The organism is Cytobacillus sp. MT66, assembly GCF_058792595.1.
On sequence record NZ_JBXAFB010000001.1, the window covers coordinates 234,992 to 256,160 of the forward strand.

Sequence of the window (21,169 nt, forward strand, 5' to 3'; positions counted from 1 at the left end):
TCTAGAGAGGAAGTTTTGAAATGGAACTTAATTTAAAAGGAAAAGTCGCATTAGTAATCGCATCAAGTCAAGGGCTGGGAAAGGCCATTGCAGAAGATTTAGCAAAAGAAGGCGTCAATGTGATGCTTACTAGCCGAAATGAAGATAAATTGCGCGAAGTAAAAGAAGAAATTCAAGCCAAGAGTGAAGGCAAGGTATCCTATTTCCGCTGTGATATTACAAAGCCTGAAGAAATCGAGGCTCTTATTCAAAGAACAAATGATGAATTAGGAAAGATTGATATTCTTGTAAATAATGCTGGAGGACCTCCTGGAGGAGGTTTTGATAAGTTCTCTGATGAAGACTGGCAAAAAGCCTTTGAATTGAATCTATTAAGCTATGTACGCATTATTCGGGCAGCGTTGCCAGATCTGAAAAAAGAGGGCGGACGCATCATTAATATTGCTTCTTCATCCATAAAAATTCCAATTCCAGGCCTTATTTTATCAAATACTTTCCGTTTAGGCATTGTTGGCTTAGCGAAAAGTCTAGCTGAGGAACTTGCACCTTACAATATTTTGGTGAACACAGTAGCTCCTGGCAGAATTGCCACTGACCGTACCGCATACCTTGATCAATTAAAAGCTGATAATCAAGGAAAAACGAAAGAAGAAATCGAAGCGCAATCCAAGTCAGCCATTCCATTAGGACGCTACGGCAAGCCTGAGGAGTTTGCAAAAGTTGTTACTTTCTTAGCTTCTGGTGCAAGCTCATTTGTCACTGGATCTTCTCTATTAGTCGATGGCGGAATGGTGAAATCAATCTAACAATGAAAAATCATAGAACTGACATCTTAGAGGAAGTATTAACAAAAGTTAAGAATGGCCAAATGGACATTTCAGATGCGAAAGCCCAGCTCAAAACCTTTGAAGATCTGGGCTTTGCTACACTGGACCTTCACCGTGAAAAAAGACAGGGCTTCCCTGAAGTGATATTTGGTGAAGGGAAAACAAGTGAACATATTATACAAATTATTCAGGCGCTGATAAATAATCAAACAAAAAGAATATTAGCCACTCGTGTATCGGAGGATAAAGCATCAAATATTCTCGAGCATTTCCCAGAACTAACCTACAATAAAACGGCACGAACAATATTTTGGAAGCATCCGGATGAACCGGAGCTATTGTATTCCGGCTATTGTGCAGTCGTATGTGCAGGGACTTCTGATTTACCGGTCTCTGAAGAAGCAGCTGTCACGCTCCAAGCGATGGGCTGTGCTGTTGAAAGAGTCCTTGATGTGGGGGTTGCAGGCATCCATCGCCTGCTGAATAAACTTGATGTGATTCAGGGGGCGACGGTTTCTGTTGTTGTAGCTGGTATGGAGGGGGCATTGCCAAGTGCTGTTGGCGGTCTGGTCTCAAAACCAGTCATAGCTGTCCCAACAAGTGTAGGTTATGGTGCAAATTTTGGCGGACTTGCAGCGCTTTTATCAATGATTAATTCCTGTGCATCTGGGATCAGTGTCGTAAATATTGATAATGGATTTGGCGGGGGATATAATGCAGGGCTGATCCACCGGATGGTTAATTAAATAATGAACTTCTAAACTGGCTTCGGCCAGTTTTTTCTTTTTATGCGGAATTTTCACAATTATTTATTGATTTTTTCCAACATTTCAAATTATAATGGAATTAGAAATTATCGCATATAGATATTCGTTATCGTATAACGATATTTATAAATGTGCCGAAAGAGAGGGGATGAAGTTGAATAATCGACTAGATAAAAATTATTCAATTCAGTCCGTCCACAGGGCCATAGGCATTTTGAAATCCTTTTCAAACGAAAAAAGCTCACTAACCTTGACTGAGTTAAATGATATGACCGGGATCTCAAAACCTGCCTTACAGCGCATTTTAGCCACACTGGTCTATGAGGGATTCCTGCAAAAGGACGAATACTCGAAAAAGTATCAGCTTGGTCTGGAGCTATATTTTCTAGGATCACTTGTCCAAAAAGAATCCAGCCTTTTAAATGCCGCATTGCCGGTTATGCAATCTATCAGAGACGAGACAGGCGAAGCAGTCACATTAAATATGATTTACAACAATAAGCGGCGCTGCATTGGCAGCTGTGAAAGCAAACAAGCACTTTCCGCACTGACATTAGTTGGACACGAATCACCATTATATGCAGGAGCATCCGCCAAAATTCTGCTTGCTTACCTTAGCGAAGAAGAGATTGACAAGTACCTTAGCGGGATCAAAATGGAAGCGATTACTTCAAACACCATCACTGAAATTAATCAGATAAAAGATGAACTGCAGGATATTCGCTCTAGAGGTTATGCAATAAGCTATGGTGAACGTGTGAAGGGAACCTTTTCATTAAGCGCTCCTGTCTTTTATCCGGCGGGGCAAGCGGCAGCAGGGATTTCAATTGTGATTCCAACAGTCAGAGCAGAAGAATTTAATCTTGATCAATTGATTAAATTGATCATTTCGAAAACAACAGAACTTTCAAATCGCTTAAATCAATCAAATAGGGTACTAGAAAGGCAGTAGCATATTTCTAAGGACAGATACAGCTCCTTGAAATTGTTGATATAAAAACTACTAAATGCAATGGGAGGTATTACTTTTGAAAGAATTGAAACTTCCAAACGTTGAACTACCTGAAGCAGCCGAAAAGCTGCGGGAAGAAGTCAGAGCATTCTTGATTGAAGAAGAAAAAAAGGGGACATATGTACCCAAATGTGATTCATGGCTTGGCGGCCATTCAGCTGAATTTAGCAGAAAAATTGGTGAGCGAGGCTGGTTAGGCTTAACATGGCCAAAAGAGTATGGCGGCCACGAACGCTCCGCTTTAGAACGTTTTGTTGTAACAGAAGAGCTATTAGCATCAGGAGCTCCGGTAGCATCCCACTGGTTTGCTGATCGACAGACGGGACCGCTTTTGCTCAAATATGGAACAGAGGAACAAAAGAGACGTTTGCTCCCGCAAATTGCAAAAGGGGAAATTTACTTCGCTATTGGCCTTAGTGAACCAAATTCCGGTTCAGACCTGGCATCAGTATCCACACGTGCAAGAAAAGTCGGCGATAAATGGATTGTGAATGGAAGCAAAATCTGGACAAGCGGCGCACACCACTCCCATTATATGATTACATTAGTGCGCACTGAAGCACTGGGAGAGAAAAAGCACGAAGGTTTAAGCCAAATTTTACTAGATTTATCTGCACCTGGGGTAACGATCCGCCCAATCCATCTCATGACAGGGGAGCACCATTTCAATGAAGTCATTATGGAAGATGTTGAAGTACCAGATGATATGGTTGTCGGTATTGCAGGTAACGGCTGGAAGCAAAGCCTAGCAGAACTTGCTTACGAAAGAAGCGGCCCTGAACGTTTCATGAGTACATACCCATTATTAGCAGAACTTGTTCGCCAGCTAGCAAATTCTGAAAGCGACAATGCTAAAATTGCTGTTGGAAAGCTAGTTTCCAGGTTATGGACGTTGAGAAAAATGTCCTTGGGTGTTGCCGGACTGCTAGAACAGGGCAAATCTCCTGAAATTGCCGCGGCGCTTGTTAAGGATCTGGGAACAGAATACGAAAATGAAATTATTAAAGTAGCCAGGCTTTTAATTCCTAGCCATGCATCGGTATCTGCAGAATCAAAATTTGATGCCCTGATGGCTCAAGCGATTTTACATTCGCCAGGATTTACATTGCGCGGGGGAACAACAGAGATTTTACGCGGAATCATTGCAAGGGGGTTAGGAGTTCGATGAGTGAAATCAGACCAATGCTTGAGGAAATGGTAAACAAAGTACTGAAGGATAACTGTACAAAGGAGTTAATCAATGCTGCTGAGAAAGGAACTTTCCCTGCAGACCTTTGGGATACTTTATCCGAATTGGGGGTTACCGCTGTTGGAATTGACGAAGATAAAGGCGGTTCTGGCGGAGATTTAGGCGATTTAATGGCTTTGTTAAAAATTGCCGGTTACTTCGCAGCACCAATTCCGCTTGCTGAACATACTTTAGCCAATTGGATGCGTTCAAAAGCAGGTCTAACGGCTAAAAGTGAATTAAGCACGTTTGCACCCGTATCGAGAGAAGACCAAATAATCTTTGATCCGACAGATGAAGGCTGGTCCATTTCCGGCAAGGCAAGCTTTGTGCCATGGGGAAAGGATGTCCAATTTATTACTGTTCTTGGTAAGACAAATGAGGGACAATATATCACAGCTAGTATTCCTTCAGATCAATGTATAATCAATTCAAATCAAAATCTAGCTGGAGAACCGCGGGATGAAGTAGTTATTAATCAGGTTGCTGTAAGTAAACAGGAGGCTGGTTTGGTAGATGACCAATCTGCCGATAACCTATTCAGCTACGCCATGATGTCAAGAGTGATGCAGATGGCCGGTTCACTGGAGAGAGCTTTGGAACTTTCCGTGACTTATACCAAGGAAAGAACACAATTCGGAAGACCGATCAGCAAATTCCAGGCCATCCAGCAGCAGCTTGCAATCATGGCTGGAGAAACAACGGCATCGCTCGCAGTGGCAGACTTTATTATCAGTAATATTGACCGCAATATCAGCTTTGAAGAAACAGCAATGGCAAAAATCCAATTAGGTGATGCTGCTGGAATTGCAACAAGGATCGCCCATCAGGTACATGCCGCCATTGGCTTTACGGATGAACATGTGCTCCATCACAGCACACGCCGTCTTTGGTCCTGGCGCGATGAATTTGGTACAGAAAGTGTACTTGCTGAAGCTGTCGGCCAAAGAATACTTAGTGACGCTGAAAATCTATGGGATTTTATTACAAAACCGCCTGCTAAGGTAACAGTAGAATAGCAGACAAAAAAACTGAGGCTATCCGCGACAAGGATAGCCTCAGTTTTATTCTAATCCAATTGGAAATGGCTTTGTATTTTGAATAAATTTAATAAAGTTTTCCAATGGCCCCGTTACAATTAGATCCTTTCGGTAAATTAAATTGGAATACCTCATAATTGGCGGAAAATCTTCAACAGTAATGGTTTTTAATTGCCCGTTTTTAAGCTCTGACTGAACAGAAATTTTCGGAAGAACCGAAATCCCCATATTAATTTCAATCATTTTCTTCGCAGCATTTATATCGTTCATTTCCATATTTGTTTTAATTTCAAAGCCCATACTGGCGAAAACATTATTAACCTGCGGCCAAAAGCTTGATTTTTTCCCATAGAGAATAAATTGTTCTTTCAATACATCTTCAATTGTCACCCTTTCCATATATGCTAATGGATGCTGTGATGAAACAACAAATACAGCAGGATCATGGCCGATTAATATACTATTTAACTCATTGTCGTTAAAATGGGGGGAACTGGTTCTAGCGATGGCAAAATGAACCTCTCTATTGTAGATCATATCAATCATTTTAGGTGTGAATTCGGTATGCAGAGCAATATCCACAAAAGGAAATTTCTTTTTAAACCTTTCAAGTATTTCCGGCAGCACCCAATAGCAAAAGGAATGAGAGGTAACAATTGATAAGGAGCCTGAATACCCCTTCTTATAATCAGCTAATGATTCCTCCGCTTCCCGGACAAGTGAAAGGATCTGACTGGAATACTGGTAAAGAATTTTCCCGGCATCGGTTAAGTTCCCCATGGCTTTGTTCTTCCGATTAAATAACTGGAGGCCAAGGCTTTCTTCTAAAGATTTTATGTGAGCGCTTACAGTGGGCTGTGAAATAAAGAGCTCTTTTGCGGCATTGGAAAAGTTCTTATGTTTGTAAATGGTGTTGAAAACTTCCAATTGTTTAATGTCCATATCGAACCGTCCTTCTCTTAAAAAATATAGAATTTTCGAATACTATACTTGCATTATATCAAATAACATAATAGTATTGAATTAATTTTTCATATATTTTAATAAATCTGATAATTACGATTGTAATTATTATAACAAAAAAGTTTATTTTGAAAGGAAGAAATAGGAAATGAAAACAGCAGAAAGTATTTTAGAAGAATTAAAGTTACTGACAACTGAGGAGATTGAGCAAATTGGCCATGTCATCAGGGCGATGCGAAAAACAAAGGAAGAAGGCATGCATTACACTGGCAGGCTGTTTGGGTTAGATTTTGACAGCAATGGAGATATGTTCATGGACCTGGGCATGCAGAATGCAAATACATACGGGGTTGCCCAGGGAGGAGCCGTCTATACGCTTGCTGATGTTGCTATTGGCTATAACATAATGACAAAAATACCGGAGGATACCGAAGTCTATACCTTGGAACTAAAGATGAATTATGTCAAACCAGGCAAAGGGAAACGGCTGTATGCTAAGCCTTTGATCAGCCATTTAGGCTATCGAACCGTTGTTTGTGAGTGCAAGGTGCTTGATGATCATGATGAGTTAGTTGCCATCGCCCTTGGAACATTCTATCTAAAACGACCAAAATAATATTAGGGGGGCAGAATAATCCAGAAAGATATTTTAGTAGAGAATTAAATTTTGGAAAAATTACGAAATTAAAGTAAATTTTCATTTACATTATCAGCCGATTATTATTTAATAGTATATATATTTCAAAAATTTCAGACTTTAGGAGGAGAAACGATGAGTAAACTAGTAAAGAAGCCATTTCTTTTACTGGCTGTTTTGATGTTAGTTGTTTTATCTGCCTGCAGCGGCGGCGGCTCTGAAACAGCAACGGAAGAAAAGCCAGCAGATGAAGGGGGACAAGCATCTGGAGCAATCAAAGCTAAAATCGGTGTTATCTCTTATATCACTGGACCAGGTGCTGCTTATGGGGAAGCTATTACGAATGGATTAAAATTAGCACAAAAAGAAATCAACGCAGAAGGCAAGGTAGATATTGAGCTTGTCATAGAGGACTCAGCAGGCGAGCAGGAACAAGCCTTATCAGCAGCCCAAAAAATAATGAGCGACGATGATATTGTTTCCATCATCGGACCAACACTTAGCACAGAGATGAATGTTGTAGGACCAGAAGCTGATCTCAATGGAATTCCTATTATGGGTACTTCCACAACTGCAGAAGGTATTCCGCAAATTGGTGAATACGTTTTTAGAAACTCTATTCCTGAAGCTTTAGCTATTCCAGCTTCCATCAAAAAGGCAGTAGAAAAATACGATGCGAAAAAGGTTGCCATTCTATACGGGAATGACGACGTATTCACAAAGTCTGGCTTCGACACAATGGAAAAGACAGCAAAAGACATGGGACTTGAAATTCTAACAATTGAAACGTTCCAAAAGGGACAATCTGACTACAATGCCCAATTGACTAAAATTAAAAGCTTAAATCCAGATTTAATCTTAGCTTCTGCTCTATACAATGAGGGAGCGGTCATTATGGGTCAAGCGCGAAAAATGGGAATCGATGTACCATTTGTCGGGGGAAATGGATTCAACTCTCCACAGGTCATCGAGATTGCCGGTGAGGCTGCGAATGGGTTAATCGTTGCGACGCCATGGTTTGGTGAAAAGGATGATCCGAAGGTTAAAAGCTTTAACGAAAAATATGAGGCTGAATATAAAAAACTTCCAGACCAATTTGCTGCCCAAGCCTACGATGGACTTTATATCATGGCAGAAGCACTAAAAAATGCCGGTGAGGCGGACAGGGATAAAGTAAAAGATGCTTTGCTTGAAATTAAAGATTTAGAAGGAATCCTTGGAAAGTTTTCATTTGATGAAGAAGGCGATGTTGTGATGGATCCAACTGTTCTGATTATTGAAGATGGACAGTTCAAACAATTTGAATAATCCAAAAGCAAAGGGTGAGATGACTTGATTTTAGAGCAGCTGATTAATGGGATTACGCTTGGAAGCATCTATGCCATCGTTGCCCTTGGTTTCACACTTGTTTTTGGTGTTCTAGGCATCATTAACATGGCGCATGGCGAAATTTTTATGTTTGGAGCCTTTATCGGCGTCATCATGACAAGTACGTTAGGTCTTCCTATCTGGGTAGCCTTTCTTGCAGCTATTATCGTGACAGCTATTTTAGGGTATATGCTTGAACGATTTGCCTTAAGACCATTAAGAGGGAAGCAGGGTGTCTCACACCTTGCTCCTCTTATTAGTACAATTGGTGTATCGATTTTGCTGGAAAACGTTTCCCACCATTTGTTTGGGGCAGGAAACCATCCCTTCCGAAACGCATTTGCCGATATCAGCTTTCAAATCGGATCGATAACCATATACCTTGTACAAATTTTAATTTTTGTTATTTCCATCCTTTTAATGATGGCTCTTTCTTACTGGCTTTCAAAGACAAGGGCAGGAAAAGCGCTGCGTGCAACGGCGGAAAATTTAGAAACTGCCAGCCTTCTAGGGGTAAATACAAAAAAGATCATTGTACTGACAGTTGTCATTGCATCTGCCATGGGCGGCATCGCAGGAATTTTGGTTGGCATGGCTTTTAACTCTGTAAACCCGCAAATGGGACTATCCATGGGACTCAAAGGCCTTGCCATTATTATTTTAGGCGGAATGGGAAATGTAAAGGGCGCTATGGCCGGCGGACTTATATTAGGATTATCAGAAACTTTAATCGTTGCATACGGAGATTCTGGATACCGCGATGCGATCGCGTTTATTGCCATAATCATTATCCTTATGTTAAGGCCGCAAGGATTATTTGGCCAAAAGACAACAGAGGCGGGAAGGTGACAAAATGCTTGGTGAATTCATAAATCCTTATTACTTGCAGGTTGCTTCCTTTATTCTGATTAATATCATTCTTGGCCTAAGCATATATGTTACCCTATCATCTGGGCAGCTTTCCCTTGGAAGTGCCGGGTTCATGGGCATTGGTGCATATACATCTGCTTTGTTGACTATCAATTTTGATTTACCGATTATTGCAGGAATTATTGCAGGTGCGCTTGTGGCTGGTATATTAGGCATTTTAATCGGAATTCCTTCCTTGCGTTTACAAGGCGTCTATTTAGCTATTGCTACCCTTGGATTTGGAGAAGTAATCCGGGTATTTTTTGTGAACTGGGAATCTGTAACCAAAGGCGCGGTTGGTATTTCCAATATCCCGCATATCGGAAGGGAAATTTTCAGAATGCTAAGGGACTCTGGGTTTGACCCGGGTGTACTAGGTCTAAAAAACAACCAGTTTGTCTTTCTGACCGTTTTTATTCTTCTTTTAATCGTTAACATATTTGTTGTTTGGTTCTTAATCAGACAGAATAAATCACGGGTTGGAAGAGCTTTTGCCTCCATTAAAATGGATGAAAAAGCCGCAGAAGCTATGGGAATTAACATTACTTATTACAAAGTGCTTGCGTTTACACAAGGTGCCGTACTTTCAGGCTTTGCAGGAGCACTCTATGCCCATGTGATGGCTTACATCAGTCCCGCAGATTTTGCCTACCACCGTGCTGTGGAAATATTAATTTTTGCTGTTTTCGGCGGAAGCGAGGTCATCTGGGGCGCTATTTTTGGAGCAGCTTTTATGACGACCATGCCAGAGGTTTTAAGATTTATTAGTGAATACCGCTATATGATTTACGGTCTAGTATTAATTGTTATGATGGCATTCCGGCCGCAGGGAATTATTGATGCACAGGTGTTAGATTGGTTTAAGAAGCGAAAGCTGCCTAAGAGGAGGGTCGACCATGGTTCTTCAAATCAAAAACATCTCTAAAAATTTTGGCGGTATATCCGCATTAACAGATGTTTCCTTCAACATAAATGAAGGGGAGATATTTGGTCTAATTGGTCCAAACGGGGCAGGTAAAACAACAATGTTTAACGTCATCACTAACGTCTTTGGGCCAACATCAGGAGATATTTTATTCGCTGGAGAAACAATTACCGGAAAAAAACCGCATAAAATTACAGAACTAGGAATTTGCCGTACCTTTCAAAATATCAAGCTATTTCCACAAATGACCGTTCTCGATAATGTTATGGTTGGCGGACATTGCCGAAGCTCTTCAGGTGTTTTTAGAAGTGTATTTCGGACAAAATTCCAGAAGGATGAGGAAAAGCAGCTAAGGCAAAGGGCTTTGGAGCTCCTTGTACTGGTTGACCTAGTGGATATTATGGATGCCATTTCAGAGAACCTATCCTATGGCCAGCAAAGAAGACTGGAAATCGCCAGGGCGTTAGCAAGCGATCCTAAGCTTTTACTGCTCGATGAACCTGCCGCAGGAATGAATGAAACCGAAACAGAAAGTCTATTCGGCCTCATAAAAAAGGTCCAGGCAAAAGGGATTACCGTTCTTATCATAGAACACGATATGCCTCTCGTCATGAAGCTTTGTGATCGCATTGTCGTTTTAAACTTCGGCAAGAAACTTGCAGAAGGCACGCCAGAAGAAATACAAAATAATCAAGAGGTTATCGAAGCCTACCTCGGTTCAGAGGAGGACGAACATAGTGCTTAAACTAACAGATATCGAAACTTTTTATGGAAAAATCCAAGCACTAAAAGGAATTAGCCTTGAGGTGGAGCAAGGAAAAATCGTTACACTTCTTGGGGCAAATGGTGCCGGAAAAACAACGACCATGAAAACAATTTCGGGCTTATTAAAACCGCAAAAGGGAAAAGTTGAATTTTTGGGTGAAAACGTTACTGGCCAAAGACCTGACCAGCTTTTAAGAAAAGGGATATCTCTTGTTCCTGAAGGGAGAGCTATTCTATCGGGAATGACCGTTATGGAAAATCTCGAAATGGGGGCTTACCACCGAAAAGACAAAGAAATAGGCAAAGATATTGAGGTAGTGATGGAACACTTCCCGATATTAAAAGAAAGAAAGGATCAGTTAGGCGGAACGCTTTCTGGCGGCCAGCAGCAAATGCTTGCTATCGCGCGTGCTTTGCTTTCAAGGCCAAAGCTTCTGCTGCTTGACGAACCTTCAATGGGATTAGCCCCATTAATTGTCGCTGATATCTTTAAAATTATAAAAGAAATTAAAGATGACGGGACTACCGTCTTACTAGTAGAACAAAATGCGAAACAAGCTCTAAAAATTGCTGATTATGGGTATGTCATGGAAACTGGCAAAATTATTATCAGCGGCAAAGGATCTGAACTCTTAAAAGATCCGCGAATTGTAGAAGCCTATCTCGGAAAAAGAACAGGATGAGATTCTGATTTCAAATCAGGATCTCTTTTTTATTTCAGCAGTTTTAGTTTATATTTGCCTTTTACGAATAAAACCCGCAAAATGAAAAGAGAAAATTTCGGTTAAAAGGAGAACATAAAGATGCTTAGGAAAAATTTTCAAGACTATGTTTCGAAAACTGGAGAAAAAGGAATTTCATTATATAAAGAAGAAGCTGAATATGCAAAAATGCTTGGGTTCCTGAAAGAAGAAGTGAACATCCTGGATGGGAATGATTATTCTGCTTTTAATAATGCCTATTTGGAGCTATCCAATAAAGAAACAGATGAATTAGTCGCGGAAAAAACAGAAGCGTTTTTTAACGAATCTATTGCATATTTCAAACAGCATATCGAACAATTTATCTATATTGAAGCTGAAAAATTTGAAATCATCGGGGCGGATTCAGTATGTTTAGAGGTGGATGATGTCTTCGGTACCTATGAGGTCATGCTGGGATTAAGGATGCCAAAAAAACTCGAAAAGAACATGAAAGCTGCCATTGAACAATTACTCACAGGGGAAATCAAAAAGTATAGCCTTCTGTTTAACGGGACAGACGGTCTATGGGAATTAAACTTTGCCTTAAATGGGGTGGATGGCTTTGATCCAGAAATGACAATTGGCGAAGCTTTTGCTCAAATTTATCATTTTCTTTTCCAAGTAGCAGTTATATCAGAGAATAAACAGGATTAGATACAGATAAAAGAATTTTTGGGAGAGTGCGAATATGAAAAAGCGGTTGATGAAATGGTTAATGATTTCAATGGTAATTATTTTTGCAGCAGGAATAGGCAAGCCTGTCTTTGCTTCGGATGGGGCGGCCGAAGAAGACAGCATTAATGAGAAATATGGCTTGCCTGTTGTTGTGTACGGCGAAGCATTATCAGCTGCACAAAAAGAGGAAACACGTAAGCTTCTTGGTGTTGAAGATGCCGGCAAGGTCAGAGAAATCACTGTGACAGGTGATGACCTGGTTAAATATATTAAAGGTGACCGTCATGCAAATATGTACTCTTCAGCCAAGATTACCAGAAAAGAAGCAGGGGAAGGCCTTGTTATTAAGCAGGTGACACCAGAGAATATTACCGAAGTTACGGATGAAATGTATGCCAATGCTCTTTTAACTGCAGGTATTGAGGATGCAGTTGTCGAAGTTGCCTCCCCAGTAAAAGTAAGCGGCCATTCAGCACTTGTAGGCATATACAAGGCCTATGATGAAGGAAACGGAAAAGAGCTTAATACGGAGCACACAGAGGTAGCGAATGAAGAGTTGAGCCTTGCCACACAACTGGCTGGAAAAGAGGGTATGGACAAGGATAAAGTGTCGGAGCTATTGACAGAAATCAAGAAAGAAATTGCAGCACAAAACCCTGCAACAAAAGAAGATATTGAAAAAATCATTAATGAACAAATGAACAAGCTTGAAATTCATTTAAGTGATCAAGATCGCCAGCTTATTATTGATCTTTTTGAAAAAATGCGCAGCTTAAATATCAATTTTGATAATGTCCAATCACAGCTTGAAAACATTTCTAAAGACATTCAGCAGCGTATAGGCGAAGCTGTCGGTGACAAGGGATTTATCCAAGCAGTGAGTGACTTCTTCAAAAACTTAATAGAAAGTATCAAGAATCTATTTTCTTAAAAAATGATGGGGCTGTAAATTTACAGCCCCATTTATTTTTTAAGTCAGTTCAGGAAATTTGATCGGATTATTTAATGAATAACGATCCCTATAGGAACGGTATGATACTAGTGAATCGTTTTGCATTTGCACATCTAACTGAAGTACATAATTTCCCTTCATTTCCAAATAATAATGAATGTCATCGTGATCGAGATGGTAAAAGCGGTACTCCTGACCCAATAGGGATTTCTTAAGGATTTTTGTATCGGGATGACCTTGAATATAACTGGCAATCTGACTGACAGTGGCAGAAGATGTGCCAGTCATTGAAAAGATTTTTTCTTTAACCTGTGATTTCGTTTGGGCTAAGGTTGATTTTGCTTTGTGCTTTATTTTATCCAAGAACTTGTTCATTTTCGGGCTCCTTAATATTTATTATTTTATTTTTCAGACATGACATTTATCATGGTTTTTACATGACACGTATGCCTTACATTCCAATCTTCTTTATTTTATGATATTTATAAATGAGAGGAAGGATATTTTTAATATGACCAAACAAAAGCAAATTAATTTGAAGAAACAAATGTCCCCCTACGAAAAATCTAATATTAAAGATAGCATATGGCAGATCGTAAATACGGTTATTCCTTTTTTAGTGCTATGGGTTCTCGCTTACAAAAGTCTTGAAATTTCTTATCTTTTAACCATTGCCTTGGGTATTATTGCAGCAGGCTTCTTAGTAAGGATTTTCATCATTTTTCATGACTGCTGCCACTATTCTTTTTTCAAAAACAGAAAAGCCAATAAAATACTTGGAACAATTACTGGGATCATGACATTGTTTCCATTTAGCCAATGGCAGCATGATCATTCTGTTCACCATGCATCAAGCGGCAATCTTGACAAACGAGGTGTCGGTGATATTTGGGCCCTGACTGTTGATGAATATTTTGCAATGCCGCTTTGGAACCGCATAGGCTACCGTTTGTACAGAAACCCATTAATTATGTTTGGGCTGGGCCCCATTTACCAATTCCTTTTGAAAAATCGCTTTAATAGACGCGGTGCAAGAAAAAGCGAACGACTGAACACGTATTTAACTAATATCTCTATCGTCATCCTATACAGCTTAATTATTTGGGCAATTGGGTGGGAAGCTTTTCTGCTTGTACAAACACCGATCTTTTTAATTTCGGGCTCTGCTGGAATTTGGCTTTTTTATGTGCAGCATACCTTTGAGGATTCCTACTTTGAAGAAGATGATAACTGGGAATATGTGAAAGCTGCGGTTGAAGGAAGTTCCTTTTATAAACTTCCTAAACTTTTCCAATGGCTTACCGGAAATATTGGATACCATCACGTACACCATCTTAGTCCGCGAGTGCCAAATTATAAGCTTGAAGATGCCCATAATCACACACCAGAACTGCAGAACGTTCCGACGATCACATTCAGAACAAGTATTGAATCACTAAGATTCAGGCTCTGGGATGAAAATAACAAAAAATTTGTCACATACAAAGAGGCTGTAAAAATAATTAAACCAAAATTAGCTTCACAGGTTTAGGGGAAAAATAGGCAACGCCTGGCACATGTTAAAGGCTTTGCCTATTTTTTCTGCATAAACAAATTGTTATTAGTTTCTTCCCTTTTGGAAAAAGGTTATAATTTCCATAAAGGTCAATCAATAAGAGGTCATTTATGTTAAAAAATTACTTTCAAAAAGGATCTGGAATATCTCCATATATTTGGACCGTTTTCAGCATTCTGCCATTTTATTTTATTTTTCAATCTTCAGCAACTATCGATATCATTATTGGTCTTGCCTTGACCATTCTTTTTTTCATTACCTATAGGCTGGCATTTATCTCAAAAAAATGGACCGTGTACTTGTGGACTTTAATTCTTATCGCCATTTCCACAACAATGACCATTTATTTTCAATTTGTCTATTTTGCTTTTTATATCGCCTTTTATAATGGAAAAATTAAAAATCGGGTCGCTTTTTTAACTTTGTATATCATTCATTTAGTGTCAACCACCTTTTCAATCAACTTCAATCTGATTCTAAAAGATGAACTATTTCTGAAACAGCTGCCTTTTATTATCATCATTTGGATAAGTGTCATCCTTCTGCCTTTTAATCTATACAATAAGAAAAAACAAGAAAAGCTTGAAGAGGAGCTTGCATATGCCAATCAAAGGATTGCAGAGCTTGTAAAACAGGAGGAAAGGCAGCGAATTGCCCGTGATCTTCATGATACATTAGGACAAAAGCTATCACTGATTGGACTAAAAAGTGACTTGGCCAGAAAGCTTGTCTACAAAAATCCAGAACAAGCCAAATCCGAAATGAAGGATGTACAGCAAACAGCTAGAACAGCCTTAAATGAAGTGCGAAAAATGGTGTCTCAGATGAGAGGTATCCGTTTAAAGGAAGAAATGGTCCGCATCAAACAACTTCTAGGGGCAGCACAAATAGAGCTCGTGTTCAACGAAGAATGGAAGCTGACCAATGTCTCTATATTTATAGAAAACATCCTTAGCATGTGTTTAAAAGAAGCGGTTAACAATGTTGTCAAGCATAGTCAGGCAACAGTCTGTGAAATACGTGTAGAACAAACACAAAATGAAATTTGTATTGTTGTTAAAGACAATGGCATCGGAATTAATCAGGGAAAATTGCAAAATGGGAGCGGTCTGCTCGGCATCAACGAGCGCCTAGATTTTGTAAATGGTACACTTGATATTGTGAATGAACATGGAACAACGATTGTAATGAAAGTGCCAAATGTCGTGATACAAACAGGAAAGGAGGGACGGATATGATTCGAATTGTCATCGCGGAGGACCAGCGGATGATGCTTGGAGCATTAGGGTCGCTTCTAAGCCTAGAGGATGATATGGAGGTTGCAGGGCAGGCATCCAATGGAGAAGAAGCCATTTCCCTTGTGAAAAAGCTTAAGCCCGATATTTGTATCATGGATATTGAAATGCCCGAGAAAAGCGGCCTTGAAGCTGCTGAAGAACTAAATAATATGGACTGCAAGGTTATTATTTTAACGACTTTTGCCCGATCTGGCTATTTTCAAAGGGCACTAAAGGCGGGAGTTAGGGGATATTTACTAAAGGATAGCCCAAGTGAAGAACTGGCTAATTCCATCCGGATGGTAATGGCTGGAAAGCGGATCTATGCCCCAGAGCTAATGGATGATATCTACAGTGAAGAAAATCCGCTGACAGCCCGGGAAAAAGCAGTGCTCGAACTTGTCGCCGATGGGAAAAACACAAAGGAGATTGCGGCTGAACTTCAAATTAAGACAGGCACAGTCCGAAATTACATCTCCCAAATCATGGATAAGCTTGGGGTAAAAAATAGAATCGAAGCAATTGCTCAATCAAAAGAAAAAGGATGGTTCAAATAACTAGACAATAGTAAAGAAAACTATTGAAGGTATCGAAATACTTTTGCAATTAGCCTTGTTGCTAATTGCCTTTTTAATGCTTTAAAAAAAATTTTAAACAATTTTAAAAAACATCTCGACAAAACGCTATGAATTGTCGGATAATTGTAATTACAATACACGTAAAAGTTATATGAAAATACTAATAGGCGTTATTCCAATTTTATGTGCATTGTCTAGTATTCGTTAAACGCTTTATTTTTTTTAATTAAACTTTCCAATAGTAAAAAAAAGGCAGGGAGAAGTAGGATGAAAGATTATCCAATCGAAGTTCAATTAAGCACTGAAAGAAAAGAAAAACCTGATTTCCATAATCTTGAATTTGGAAGAAACTTTACAGATCATATGTTTCTTATGGATTACACAGAAGGGAAAGGCTGGCATGATCCTCGCATTGTCCCTTATCAGCCTATTACATTAGACCCTGCAGCCGTCATTTTCCATTATGGGCAAACAGTTTTTGAAGGTTTAAAAGCATATCAAACAGCTGATGAGCAAATTTTTCTATTTAGACCTAATAAAAACTTTGAACGTTTAAACCGTTCCCTTGAACGTTTGTGCATGCCGCAAATTGATGAGGAGCTAGCACTAAGCGCCTTAAAGCAATTAATCAATGTAGACCGGAACTGGGTTCCAAATGTTGAGGGAACATCTCTTTACATTCGCCCATTCGTTATTTCAACTGAAGCGCATTTAGGTGTTTCACCATCACTTACTTACCAATTTATTATTATCTTATCTCCTGTTGGAGCTTATTATAAGGAAGGCATCAACCCTGTGAAAATTGCGGTTGAAACAGAATATACCCGCGCAGTTAAGGGCGGAACAGGGGCTGCCAAAACTGCCGGAAACTATGCTTCAGGCTTAAAGGCACAGGAAGTGGCAGAAGACGCTGGTTACTCTCAAGTATTATGGCTTGATGGTAAAGAGCATAAGTATATTGAAGAAGTAGGAAGCATGAACGTCTTCTTTAAAATTAATGGGGAAGTGGTAACGCCTGAGCTAAATGGCAGTATTTTAGCTGGGATTACACGTGACTCAATCATCAACCTGCTTAAACATTGGAATGTACCAGTTACAGAAAGAAAACTTTCAATGGATGAGCTTGTACAGGCAAGCAAAGAAGGAAAATTAGAAGAAGCCTTTGGTGCAGGTACAGCAGCTGTTATTTCTCCAATCGGCGAACTTTTCTATAAAGAAGAAAAGCTTGTCGTTAATAACGGAGAAACAGGTGAATTAACAAGAAAACTATACGACGAATTAACTGGCATCCAAAATAATAAAGTAGACGATCCATTCGGATGGCGCGTACTTGTCTAAAGAACTGCTTTTAGCAGTTCTTTTCTTTTTCCAAAAATTCACTTGCAATTCATATGAATCATGATATGCTAGGTATGTACGTCGGAGAATTTTCAAACAATTTAATTTAGAGTCTTGCTAGGGGCGCCGAAAGGCTGAGATGTGACCCTTTGAACCTGATCTAGTTAATACTAGCGTAGGAAAGCAAGAATGATGTAAAACCAAACTTTTATTTCATTCACTAACCGCTTTCTTTACGGAAAGCGGTTTTTTTATTGTGTTAAAAAGTTAAGGTTTTACAAAACCAAGTTGATTGGAGCTAAAAATCAACGGCAACGTTAAACACAGCCTATTATACAGAAGGAGGGAGTTCGTTGAACACAACGACTAAAACGTTTACCGAAAGACTATTTGAAAACGTGCAGCCAATCTGGGAGAAAAATCACCAGCATCCATTTGTCCAAGAATTAGGAAAAGGCACTCTAGACAAAGAAAAATTTATCCGCTACATGAAACAGGACTATGTCTATTTGATTGACTATGCCAAGCTGTTTGCTATCGGTGTCATGAAGTCGCACGACCTGGATACCATGGGGAAATTTGGTCAGATCCTGCATGAAACATTAAATTTCGAAATGGAGCTTCATCGTCAATTTGCTGCAGAGTTTGGGATTTCTAGAGAGGAATTGGAAGAAACAAAGCCAACTCCGGTTAATTTAGCCTATACACGCTATATGCTGCATGCTGCTCAGCATGGCAGTTTGGCTGAGGTAGTCGCGTGCCTGCTTCCATGTGCATGGGATTATTGGGAGATTGGAAAACTATTAAGAAAGCAATATGGAGACCAATTGGACAATAATCCTTACGCCAAATGGATAGAAACCTATGATTCCGAAACTTTCGGTGCTGGTGCACAATGGCTGATCAAACTAATGGACGAGATTGCAGACGGCAAGCCAGAGCGTGAGCTAGCAAAATTAGAAGAACATTTCCAGATGACTTCAAAATATGAATACCTATTCTGGGACATGAACTACTATGATCACGATTGGCCAATCTAAATTAATTAAGCTGGTGGAAAAATGCTTGAACTAAAAAACGTATCTTTCTCATTTCAACACAATGGTGATAACATCATTTCAAATCTGGACATGAAACTAGAGCATGGTGAGTTTGTATCACTTGTAGGAAAAAGCGGGTCAGGAAAAAGTACCATTTTAAAACTAATCACAGGTCTTCTTAAACAAGATACCGGTGAAATCCTTATCAATGGAAAACCAGTTTCCCTGGGGGATGTAGGGTACATGCCCCAGCGAGACCTGCTTTTGCCCTGGAGGACCATTCTTGAAAATATCATGCTGCCGTCTGAACTCCGAAAAGATGTACATATTTCAGCAGAGGAAGCCGAAAGCTGGCTAGACAAAGTTGGATTACTTGATTATAAGGATGCGCTGCCTAAGCAGCTTTCTGGCGGAATGCGACAAAGGGCGTCATTTCTGCGGGCCTTGTTCACAGGCAAAGATCTATTATTGCTTGATGAACCATTCGGCGCCCTCGACGCATTGACTAAGAAGGAAATGCAGCAATGGCTCCTTTCAATATGGAAGGAATCGAATAAAACTATATTATTTATCACCCATGATCTGGAAGAAGCCTGTTTTTTAAGCGACAGAATCCTGCTATTGCATCCAAAAAAGAAGATAGAAGAAATGAACGTAAGCCTGCCGCGCCCGCGAGTGCCGGATATGCTTCATAAAAAAGAAATGGTCACCTTAAGACAAAACCTGGAGAAAAAAATAGCCTATGAAACAATTTAAAGCCTGGCTGCAAACATATAGTTTATTTTTAATTTTCACGCTGGTTATACTGCTGCTGTTCGAATGGCTTGTCCGTTCTGAGCAGGTGCCATCCTTTATTATTCCAGCGCCAACCATGGTTGTTATGGCCATCATTGACAACTGGCAGCCTTTATTGCTGGAACACACACCTGCAACCATGCTTGAGTTTCTAATTGGGTTTGTTATTGCAGTACTCGGAGGAGTTTTTCTGGCAGCAGGGATGTTTTTTTCGAAAACGGTGGAAAAAATGCTTTATCCTGTTGTACTTATTTCACAAATGATTCCCATTATTGCCCTGTCGCCCATTTTTGTCCTTTGGTTTGGCTATACGATTTGGAGCAAGGTGGCAGTCACGGTGCTAATTTCCTTTTTTCCAATTGTCGTCGGTGCCTACGACGGGCTAAAATCGGCTGATAGAGATTTTATTGAGCTATTTCGTTCAATAGGTGCGAGCCGGTGGAAAATATTTCTTAAGCTGCATGTGCCAATGGCGCTTCCATCCTTTTTTTCCGGCCTAAAGCTTGCCATAGTCTATGCCTTAGTGGGTGCAACAATTGGAGAATGGCTAGGTGCAAGTGAAGGGCTCGGCTATTATAGCCGGAGGATGTCGGGTAATTTAGACGCAGAAGGTGTGTTTGCCTCCATTGTCATTTTAACTATATTGGGTATTTTATTATTTTCATTGATTTCGTTTCTAGAAAAACGAATCCTAAACTGGAAAGACTCTGATGAAAAAATTAACACGGAAGGGAACAACAGCAAATGATGATACGAAAATTTTTAGCAATACTTATACTGGCAGCCGCTTTTTTAGCGGGATGTTCCGGAGACAATGATAACAGCAAGCAGGGAAAAGCCAAGGAGCTTGAGGAAGTCAGCATTATGCTGGATTGGTACCCAAATGCTGTTCATGCACCTATATATGCTGCTAAAGAAAAGGGCTATTTTGAAGACGAAGGGCTGAATGTCAAAATTGAAATGCCTGCAGATACCAATGATCCATTGAAACTAGCAGCAACCGGGAAGGTCGATCTCGCCATCAGCTATCAGAACCAGCTTCTCCTATCAAGAGCTGAAGGTATTCCGGTTGTATCCGTTGCAGCCTATGTAAGACATTCATTAGATGGAATTATGTACAAAAAAGATAGCGGAATCCAATCACCCAAGGATTTAGAAGGAAAAAATGTTGGCTATCCATCAACTGTCGTTAGTGAAGCAATTGTTACCTCTATGGTGAAAAACGACGGCGGCGATATAGATAAGGTTAAACTGACAGATGTTGGCTGGGATTTAATGCCTTCCTTAGCAACTGACAATGTCGATGCGCTAATTGGGGCTTATGTCAATCATGAGCTTGTTCTGCTGAAAAAAGAAGGTTATGACGTTGATATGCTTAACCTAATGGACTATGGTGTTCCTGACAATTATGAATTGGTTATGGTAACTGGTGAAAAAACACTGGAAAAGAAAAGGGAATCGTTAGAAAAGTTCTGGCGCGCTGTTACAAAGGGGCAGGAACTTGTAAAAAAAGACCCGGAAGCTGGTTTGCAGATCTTACTCAATCACGAAAATGAAAGTTTTCCTTTAGATAAAGAGGTGGAGACTGAAAGCCTAAACATCTTATTGCCATTAATGGAAGATGAAGATATCCCTTTCGGCTACCAGGAGGAAGCGGTCTGGGAAGACGTTGCGAATTGGCTGTTAGAAGCTAATGTCATAAAAGAAAAAGTGGATCACAAAAAAGCCTTTACTAATATTACAGGGGAAAATGCCGCAGATTAAGGAGTGTAAAG

The 21,169-nt window shown here is 39.9% G+C and carries 23 protein-coding genes and 1 riboswitch; of the genes, 21 read left to right on the forward strand and 2 right to left on the reverse strand.

Going from position 1 to position 21,169, the window contains the following annotated elements:
- Positions 1-20: 20 nt before the first annotated feature.
- The 5 genes from AC1Q59_RS01135 to AC1Q59_RS01155 all read left to right on the forward strand — a co-directional run bounded on the left by AC1Q59_RS01135 (position 21) and on the right by AC1Q59_RS01155 (position 4,853).
- A complete protein-coding gene (locus AC1Q59_RS01135) occupies positions 21-806 on the forward strand; it encodes an SDR family oxidoreductase (RefSeq protein ID WP_492363929.1) in 786 nt (261 codons plus the stop codon).
- Between the two features lie 23 nt (positions 807-829).
- Positions 830-1,573, forward strand: a complete 744-nt coding sequence (gene larB, locus AC1Q59_RS01140; protein ID WP_492364316.1) for a nickel pincer cofactor biosynthesis protein LarB — start codon at positions 830-832, stop codon at positions 1,571-1,573.
- 175 nt (positions 1,574-1,748) lie between these two features.
- Positions 1,749-2,546: an IclR family transcriptional regulator gene (locus tag AC1Q59_RS01145; protein ID WP_492363930.1), complete on the forward strand. Its 798-nt coding sequence runs from the start codon at positions 1,749-1,751 to the stop codon at positions 2,544-2,546.
- A gap of 76 nt (positions 2,547-2,622) precedes the next feature.
- Positions 2,623-3,774, forward strand: coding sequence for an acyl-CoA dehydrogenase family protein (locus AC1Q59_RS01150; protein WP_492363931.1), 1,152 nt, complete (start codon positions 2,623-2,625; stop codon positions 3,772-3,774).
- Positions 3,771-4,853, forward strand: a complete 1,083-nt coding sequence (locus tag AC1Q59_RS01155) for an acyl-CoA dehydrogenase family protein (RefSeq protein ID WP_492363932.1) — start codon at positions 3,771-3,773, stop codon at positions 4,851-4,853. Before AC1Q59_RS01150 ends, AC1Q59_RS01155 begins: the two co-directional genes overlap by 4 nt.
- Positions 4,854-4,898: 45 nt before the next feature.
- On the opposite strand, the gene AC1Q59_RS01160 is transcribed toward AC1Q59_RS01155, so the two are convergent.
- Positions 4,899-5,816: a LysR family transcriptional regulator gene (locus AC1Q59_RS01160; protein ID WP_492363933.1), complete on the reverse strand. Its 918-nt coding sequence runs from the start codon at positions 5,814-5,816 to the stop codon at positions 4,899-4,901.
- Positions 5,817-5,985: 169 nt separating this feature from the next.
- Between AC1Q59_RS01160 and AC1Q59_RS01165 the strand changes: the two genes are divergently transcribed.
- The 8 genes from AC1Q59_RS01165 (at position 5,986) to AC1Q59_RS01200 (ending at position 12,790) form a co-directional block, all read left to right on the forward strand.
- Entirely contained in the window at positions 5,986-6,453 is a 468-nt protein-coding gene (locus tag AC1Q59_RS01165; RefSeq protein WP_492363934.1) for a PaaI family thioesterase, read from the forward strand.
- A gap of 156 nt (positions 6,454-6,609) precedes the next feature.
- On the forward strand, positions 6,610-7,782 hold the full coding sequence (locus tag AC1Q59_RS01170) for an ABC transporter substrate-binding protein (protein ID WP_492363935.1): 1,173 nt from the start codon (positions 6,610-6,612) through the stop codon (positions 7,780-7,782).
- Between the two features lie 24 nt (positions 7,783-7,806).
- The gene (locus AC1Q59_RS01175; protein WP_492363936.1) at positions 7,807-8,691 is read left to right on the forward strand and encodes a branched-chain amino acid ABC transporter permease; all 885 of its coding nucleotides are present in this window, start codon (positions 7,807-7,809) and stop codon (positions 8,689-8,691) included.
- A gap of 4 nt (positions 8,692-8,695) precedes the next feature.
- On the forward strand, positions 8,696-9,676 hold the full coding sequence (locus AC1Q59_RS01180) for a branched-chain amino acid ABC transporter permease (protein ID WP_492363937.1): 981 nt from the start codon (positions 8,696-8,698) through the stop codon (positions 9,674-9,676).
- Positions 9,648-10,421, forward strand: a complete 774-nt coding sequence (locus AC1Q59_RS01185; RefSeq protein ID WP_492363938.1) for an ABC transporter ATP-binding protein — start codon at positions 9,648-9,650, stop codon at positions 10,419-10,421. Before AC1Q59_RS01180 ends, AC1Q59_RS01185 begins: the two co-directional genes overlap by 29 nt.
- Positions 10,414-11,124: an ABC transporter ATP-binding protein gene (locus AC1Q59_RS01190; protein ID WP_492363939.1), complete on the forward strand. Its 711-nt coding sequence runs from the start codon at positions 10,414-10,416 to the stop codon at positions 11,122-11,124. The genes AC1Q59_RS01185 and AC1Q59_RS01190 overlap by 8 nt, the downstream gene beginning before the upstream one ends.
- A gap of 120 nt (positions 11,125-11,244) precedes the next feature.
- Positions 11,245-11,838, forward strand: a complete 594-nt coding sequence (locus AC1Q59_RS01195) for a branched-chain amino acid aminotransferase (protein ID WP_492363940.1) — start codon at positions 11,245-11,247, stop codon at positions 11,836-11,838.
- Positions 11,839-11,872: 34 nt separating this feature from the next.
- Positions 11,873-12,790 (forward strand): DUF1002 domain-containing protein, encoded by a 918-nt coding sequence (locus tag AC1Q59_RS01200; RefSeq protein ID WP_492363941.1) that lies wholly within the window; start codon positions 11,873-11,875, stop codon positions 12,788-12,790.
- Positions 12,791-12,829: 39 nt separating this feature from the next.
- Here AC1Q59_RS01200 and AC1Q59_RS01205 read toward each other — a convergent pair whose 3' ends face one another.
- Positions 12,830-13,186, reverse strand: a complete 357-nt coding sequence (locus AC1Q59_RS01205) for a hypothetical protein (RefSeq protein ID WP_492363942.1) — start codon at positions 13,184-13,186, stop codon at positions 12,830-12,832.
- A 136-nt stretch (positions 13,187-13,322) separates the two neighbouring features.
- Between AC1Q59_RS01205 and desA the strand changes: the two genes are divergently transcribed.
- The 8 genes from desA (at position 13,323) to AC1Q59_RS01245 (ending at position 21,158) form a co-directional block, all read left to right on the forward strand.
- Positions 13,323-14,342 carry a Delta(5) desaturase DesA gene (gene desA, locus AC1Q59_RS01210; RefSeq protein WP_492363943.1) on the forward strand — a complete coding sequence of 340 codons (1,020 nt, stop codon included), beginning with the start codon at positions 13,323-13,325 and terminating at the stop codon, positions 14,340-14,342.
- Between the two features lie 134 nt (positions 14,343-14,476).
- Complete coding sequence (locus AC1Q59_RS01215; RefSeq protein ID WP_492363944.1) at positions 14,477-15,604, forward strand: sensor histidine kinase; 1,128 nt, start codon at positions 14,477-14,479, stop codon at positions 15,602-15,604.
- Complete coding sequence (locus AC1Q59_RS01220; protein ID WP_492363945.1) at positions 15,601-16,200, forward strand: response regulator transcription factor; 600 nt, start codon at positions 15,601-15,603, stop codon at positions 16,198-16,200. Before AC1Q59_RS01215 ends, AC1Q59_RS01220 begins: the two co-directional genes overlap by 4 nt.
- 288 nt (positions 16,201-16,488) lie before the next feature.
- Positions 16,489-17,559 (forward strand): branched-chain amino acid aminotransferase, encoded by a 1,071-nt coding sequence (locus AC1Q59_RS01225; RefSeq protein ID WP_492363946.1) that lies wholly within the window; start codon positions 16,489-16,491, stop codon positions 17,557-17,559.
- Positions 17,560-17,668: 109 nt separating this feature from the next.
- A riboswitch (TPP riboswitch) is annotated at positions 17,669-17,758 on the forward strand.
- Positions 17,759-17,912: 154 nt separating this feature from the next.
- On the forward strand, positions 17,913-18,599 hold the full coding sequence (tenA, locus tag AC1Q59_RS01230; protein ID WP_492363947.1) for a thiaminase II: 687 nt from the start codon (positions 17,913-17,915) through the stop codon (positions 18,597-18,599).
- 21 nt (positions 18,600-18,620) lie between these two features.
- A complete protein-coding gene (locus AC1Q59_RS01235) occupies positions 18,621-19,355 on the forward strand; it encodes an ABC transporter ATP-binding protein (protein ID WP_492363948.1) in 735 nt (244 codons plus the stop codon).
- Positions 19,342-20,142 carry an ABC transporter permease gene (locus AC1Q59_RS01240; protein ID WP_492363949.1) on the forward strand — a complete coding sequence of 267 codons (801 nt, stop codon included), beginning with the start codon at positions 19,342-19,344 and terminating at the stop codon, positions 20,140-20,142. The genes AC1Q59_RS01235 and AC1Q59_RS01240 overlap by 14 nt, the downstream gene beginning before the upstream one ends.
- Positions 20,142-21,158 carry an ABC transporter substrate-binding protein gene (locus AC1Q59_RS01245; RefSeq protein WP_492364317.1) on the forward strand — a complete coding sequence of 339 codons (1,017 nt, stop codon included), beginning with the start codon at positions 20,142-20,144 and terminating at the stop codon, positions 21,156-21,158. Before AC1Q59_RS01240 ends, AC1Q59_RS01245 begins: the two co-directional genes overlap by 1 nt.
- The last annotated feature ends 11 nt before the right edge of the window (positions 21,159-21,169 follow it).

Bases quoted from the DNA above. Each gene is read 5' to 3' on its own strand.
- desA (WP_492363943.1), top strand. From the start codon at position 13,323: ATGACCAAACAAAAGCAAATTAATTTGAAGAAACAAATGTCCCCCTAC.
- AC1Q59_RS01245 (WP_492364317.1), top strand. From the start codon at position 20,142: ATGATACGAAAATTTTTAGCAATACTTATACTGGCAGCCGCTTTTTTA.
- AC1Q59_RS01235 (WP_492363948.1), top strand. From the start codon at position 18,621: ATGCTTGAACTAAAAAACGTATCTTTCTCATTTCAACACAATGGTGAT.
- AC1Q59_RS01155 (WP_492363932.1), top strand. From the start codon at position 3,771: ATGAGTGAAATCAGACCAATGCTTGAGGAAATGGTAAACAAAGTACTG.
- AC1Q59_RS01180 (WP_492363937.1), top strand. From the start codon at position 8,696: ATGCTTGGTGAATTCATAAATCCTTATTACTTGCAGGTTGCTTCCTTT.
- AC1Q59_RS01205 (WP_492363942.1), bottom strand. From the start codon at position 13,186: ATGAACAAGTTCTTGGATAAAATAAAGCACAAAGCAAAATCAACCTTA.
- AC1Q59_RS01170 (WP_492363935.1), top strand. From the start codon at position 6,610: ATGAGTAAACTAGTAAAGAAGCCATTTCTTTTACTGGCTGTTTTGATG.
- AC1Q59_RS01160 (WP_492363933.1), bottom strand. From the start codon at position 5,816: ATGGACATTAAACAATTGGAAGTTTTCAACACCATTTACAAACATAAG.
- AC1Q59_RS01200 (WP_492363941.1), top strand. From the start codon at position 11,873: ATGAAAAAGCGGTTGATGAAATGGTTAATGATTTCAATGGTAATTATT.
- AC1Q59_RS01240 (WP_492363949.1), top strand. From the start codon at position 19,342: ATGAAACAATTTAAAGCCTGGCTGCAAACATATAGTTTATTTTTAATT.
- AC1Q59_RS01195 (WP_492363940.1), top strand. From the start codon at position 11,245: ATGCTTAGGAAAAATTTTCAAGACTATGTTTCGAAAACTGGAGAAAAA.
- AC1Q59_RS01220 (WP_492363945.1), top strand. From the start codon at position 15,601: ATGATTCGAATTGTCATCGCGGAGGACCAGCGGATGATGCTTGGAGCA.
- AC1Q59_RS01215 (WP_492363944.1), top strand. From the start codon at position 14,477: ATGTTAAAAAATTACTTTCAAAAAGGATCTGGAATATCTCCATATATT.
- AC1Q59_RS01135 (WP_492363929.1), top strand. From the start codon at position 21: ATGGAACTTAATTTAAAAGGAAAAGTCGCATTAGTAATCGCATCAAGT.
- AC1Q59_RS01185 (WP_492363938.1), top strand. From the start codon at position 9,648: ATGGTTCTTCAAATCAAAAACATCTCTAAAAATTTTGGCGGTATATCC.
- AC1Q59_RS01165 (WP_492363934.1), top strand. From the start codon at position 5,986: ATGAAAACAGCAGAAAGTATTTTAGAAGAATTAAAGTTACTGACAACT.
- AC1Q59_RS01225 (WP_492363946.1), top strand. From the start codon at position 16,489: ATGAAAGATTATCCAATCGAAGTTCAATTAAGCACTGAAAGAAAAGAA.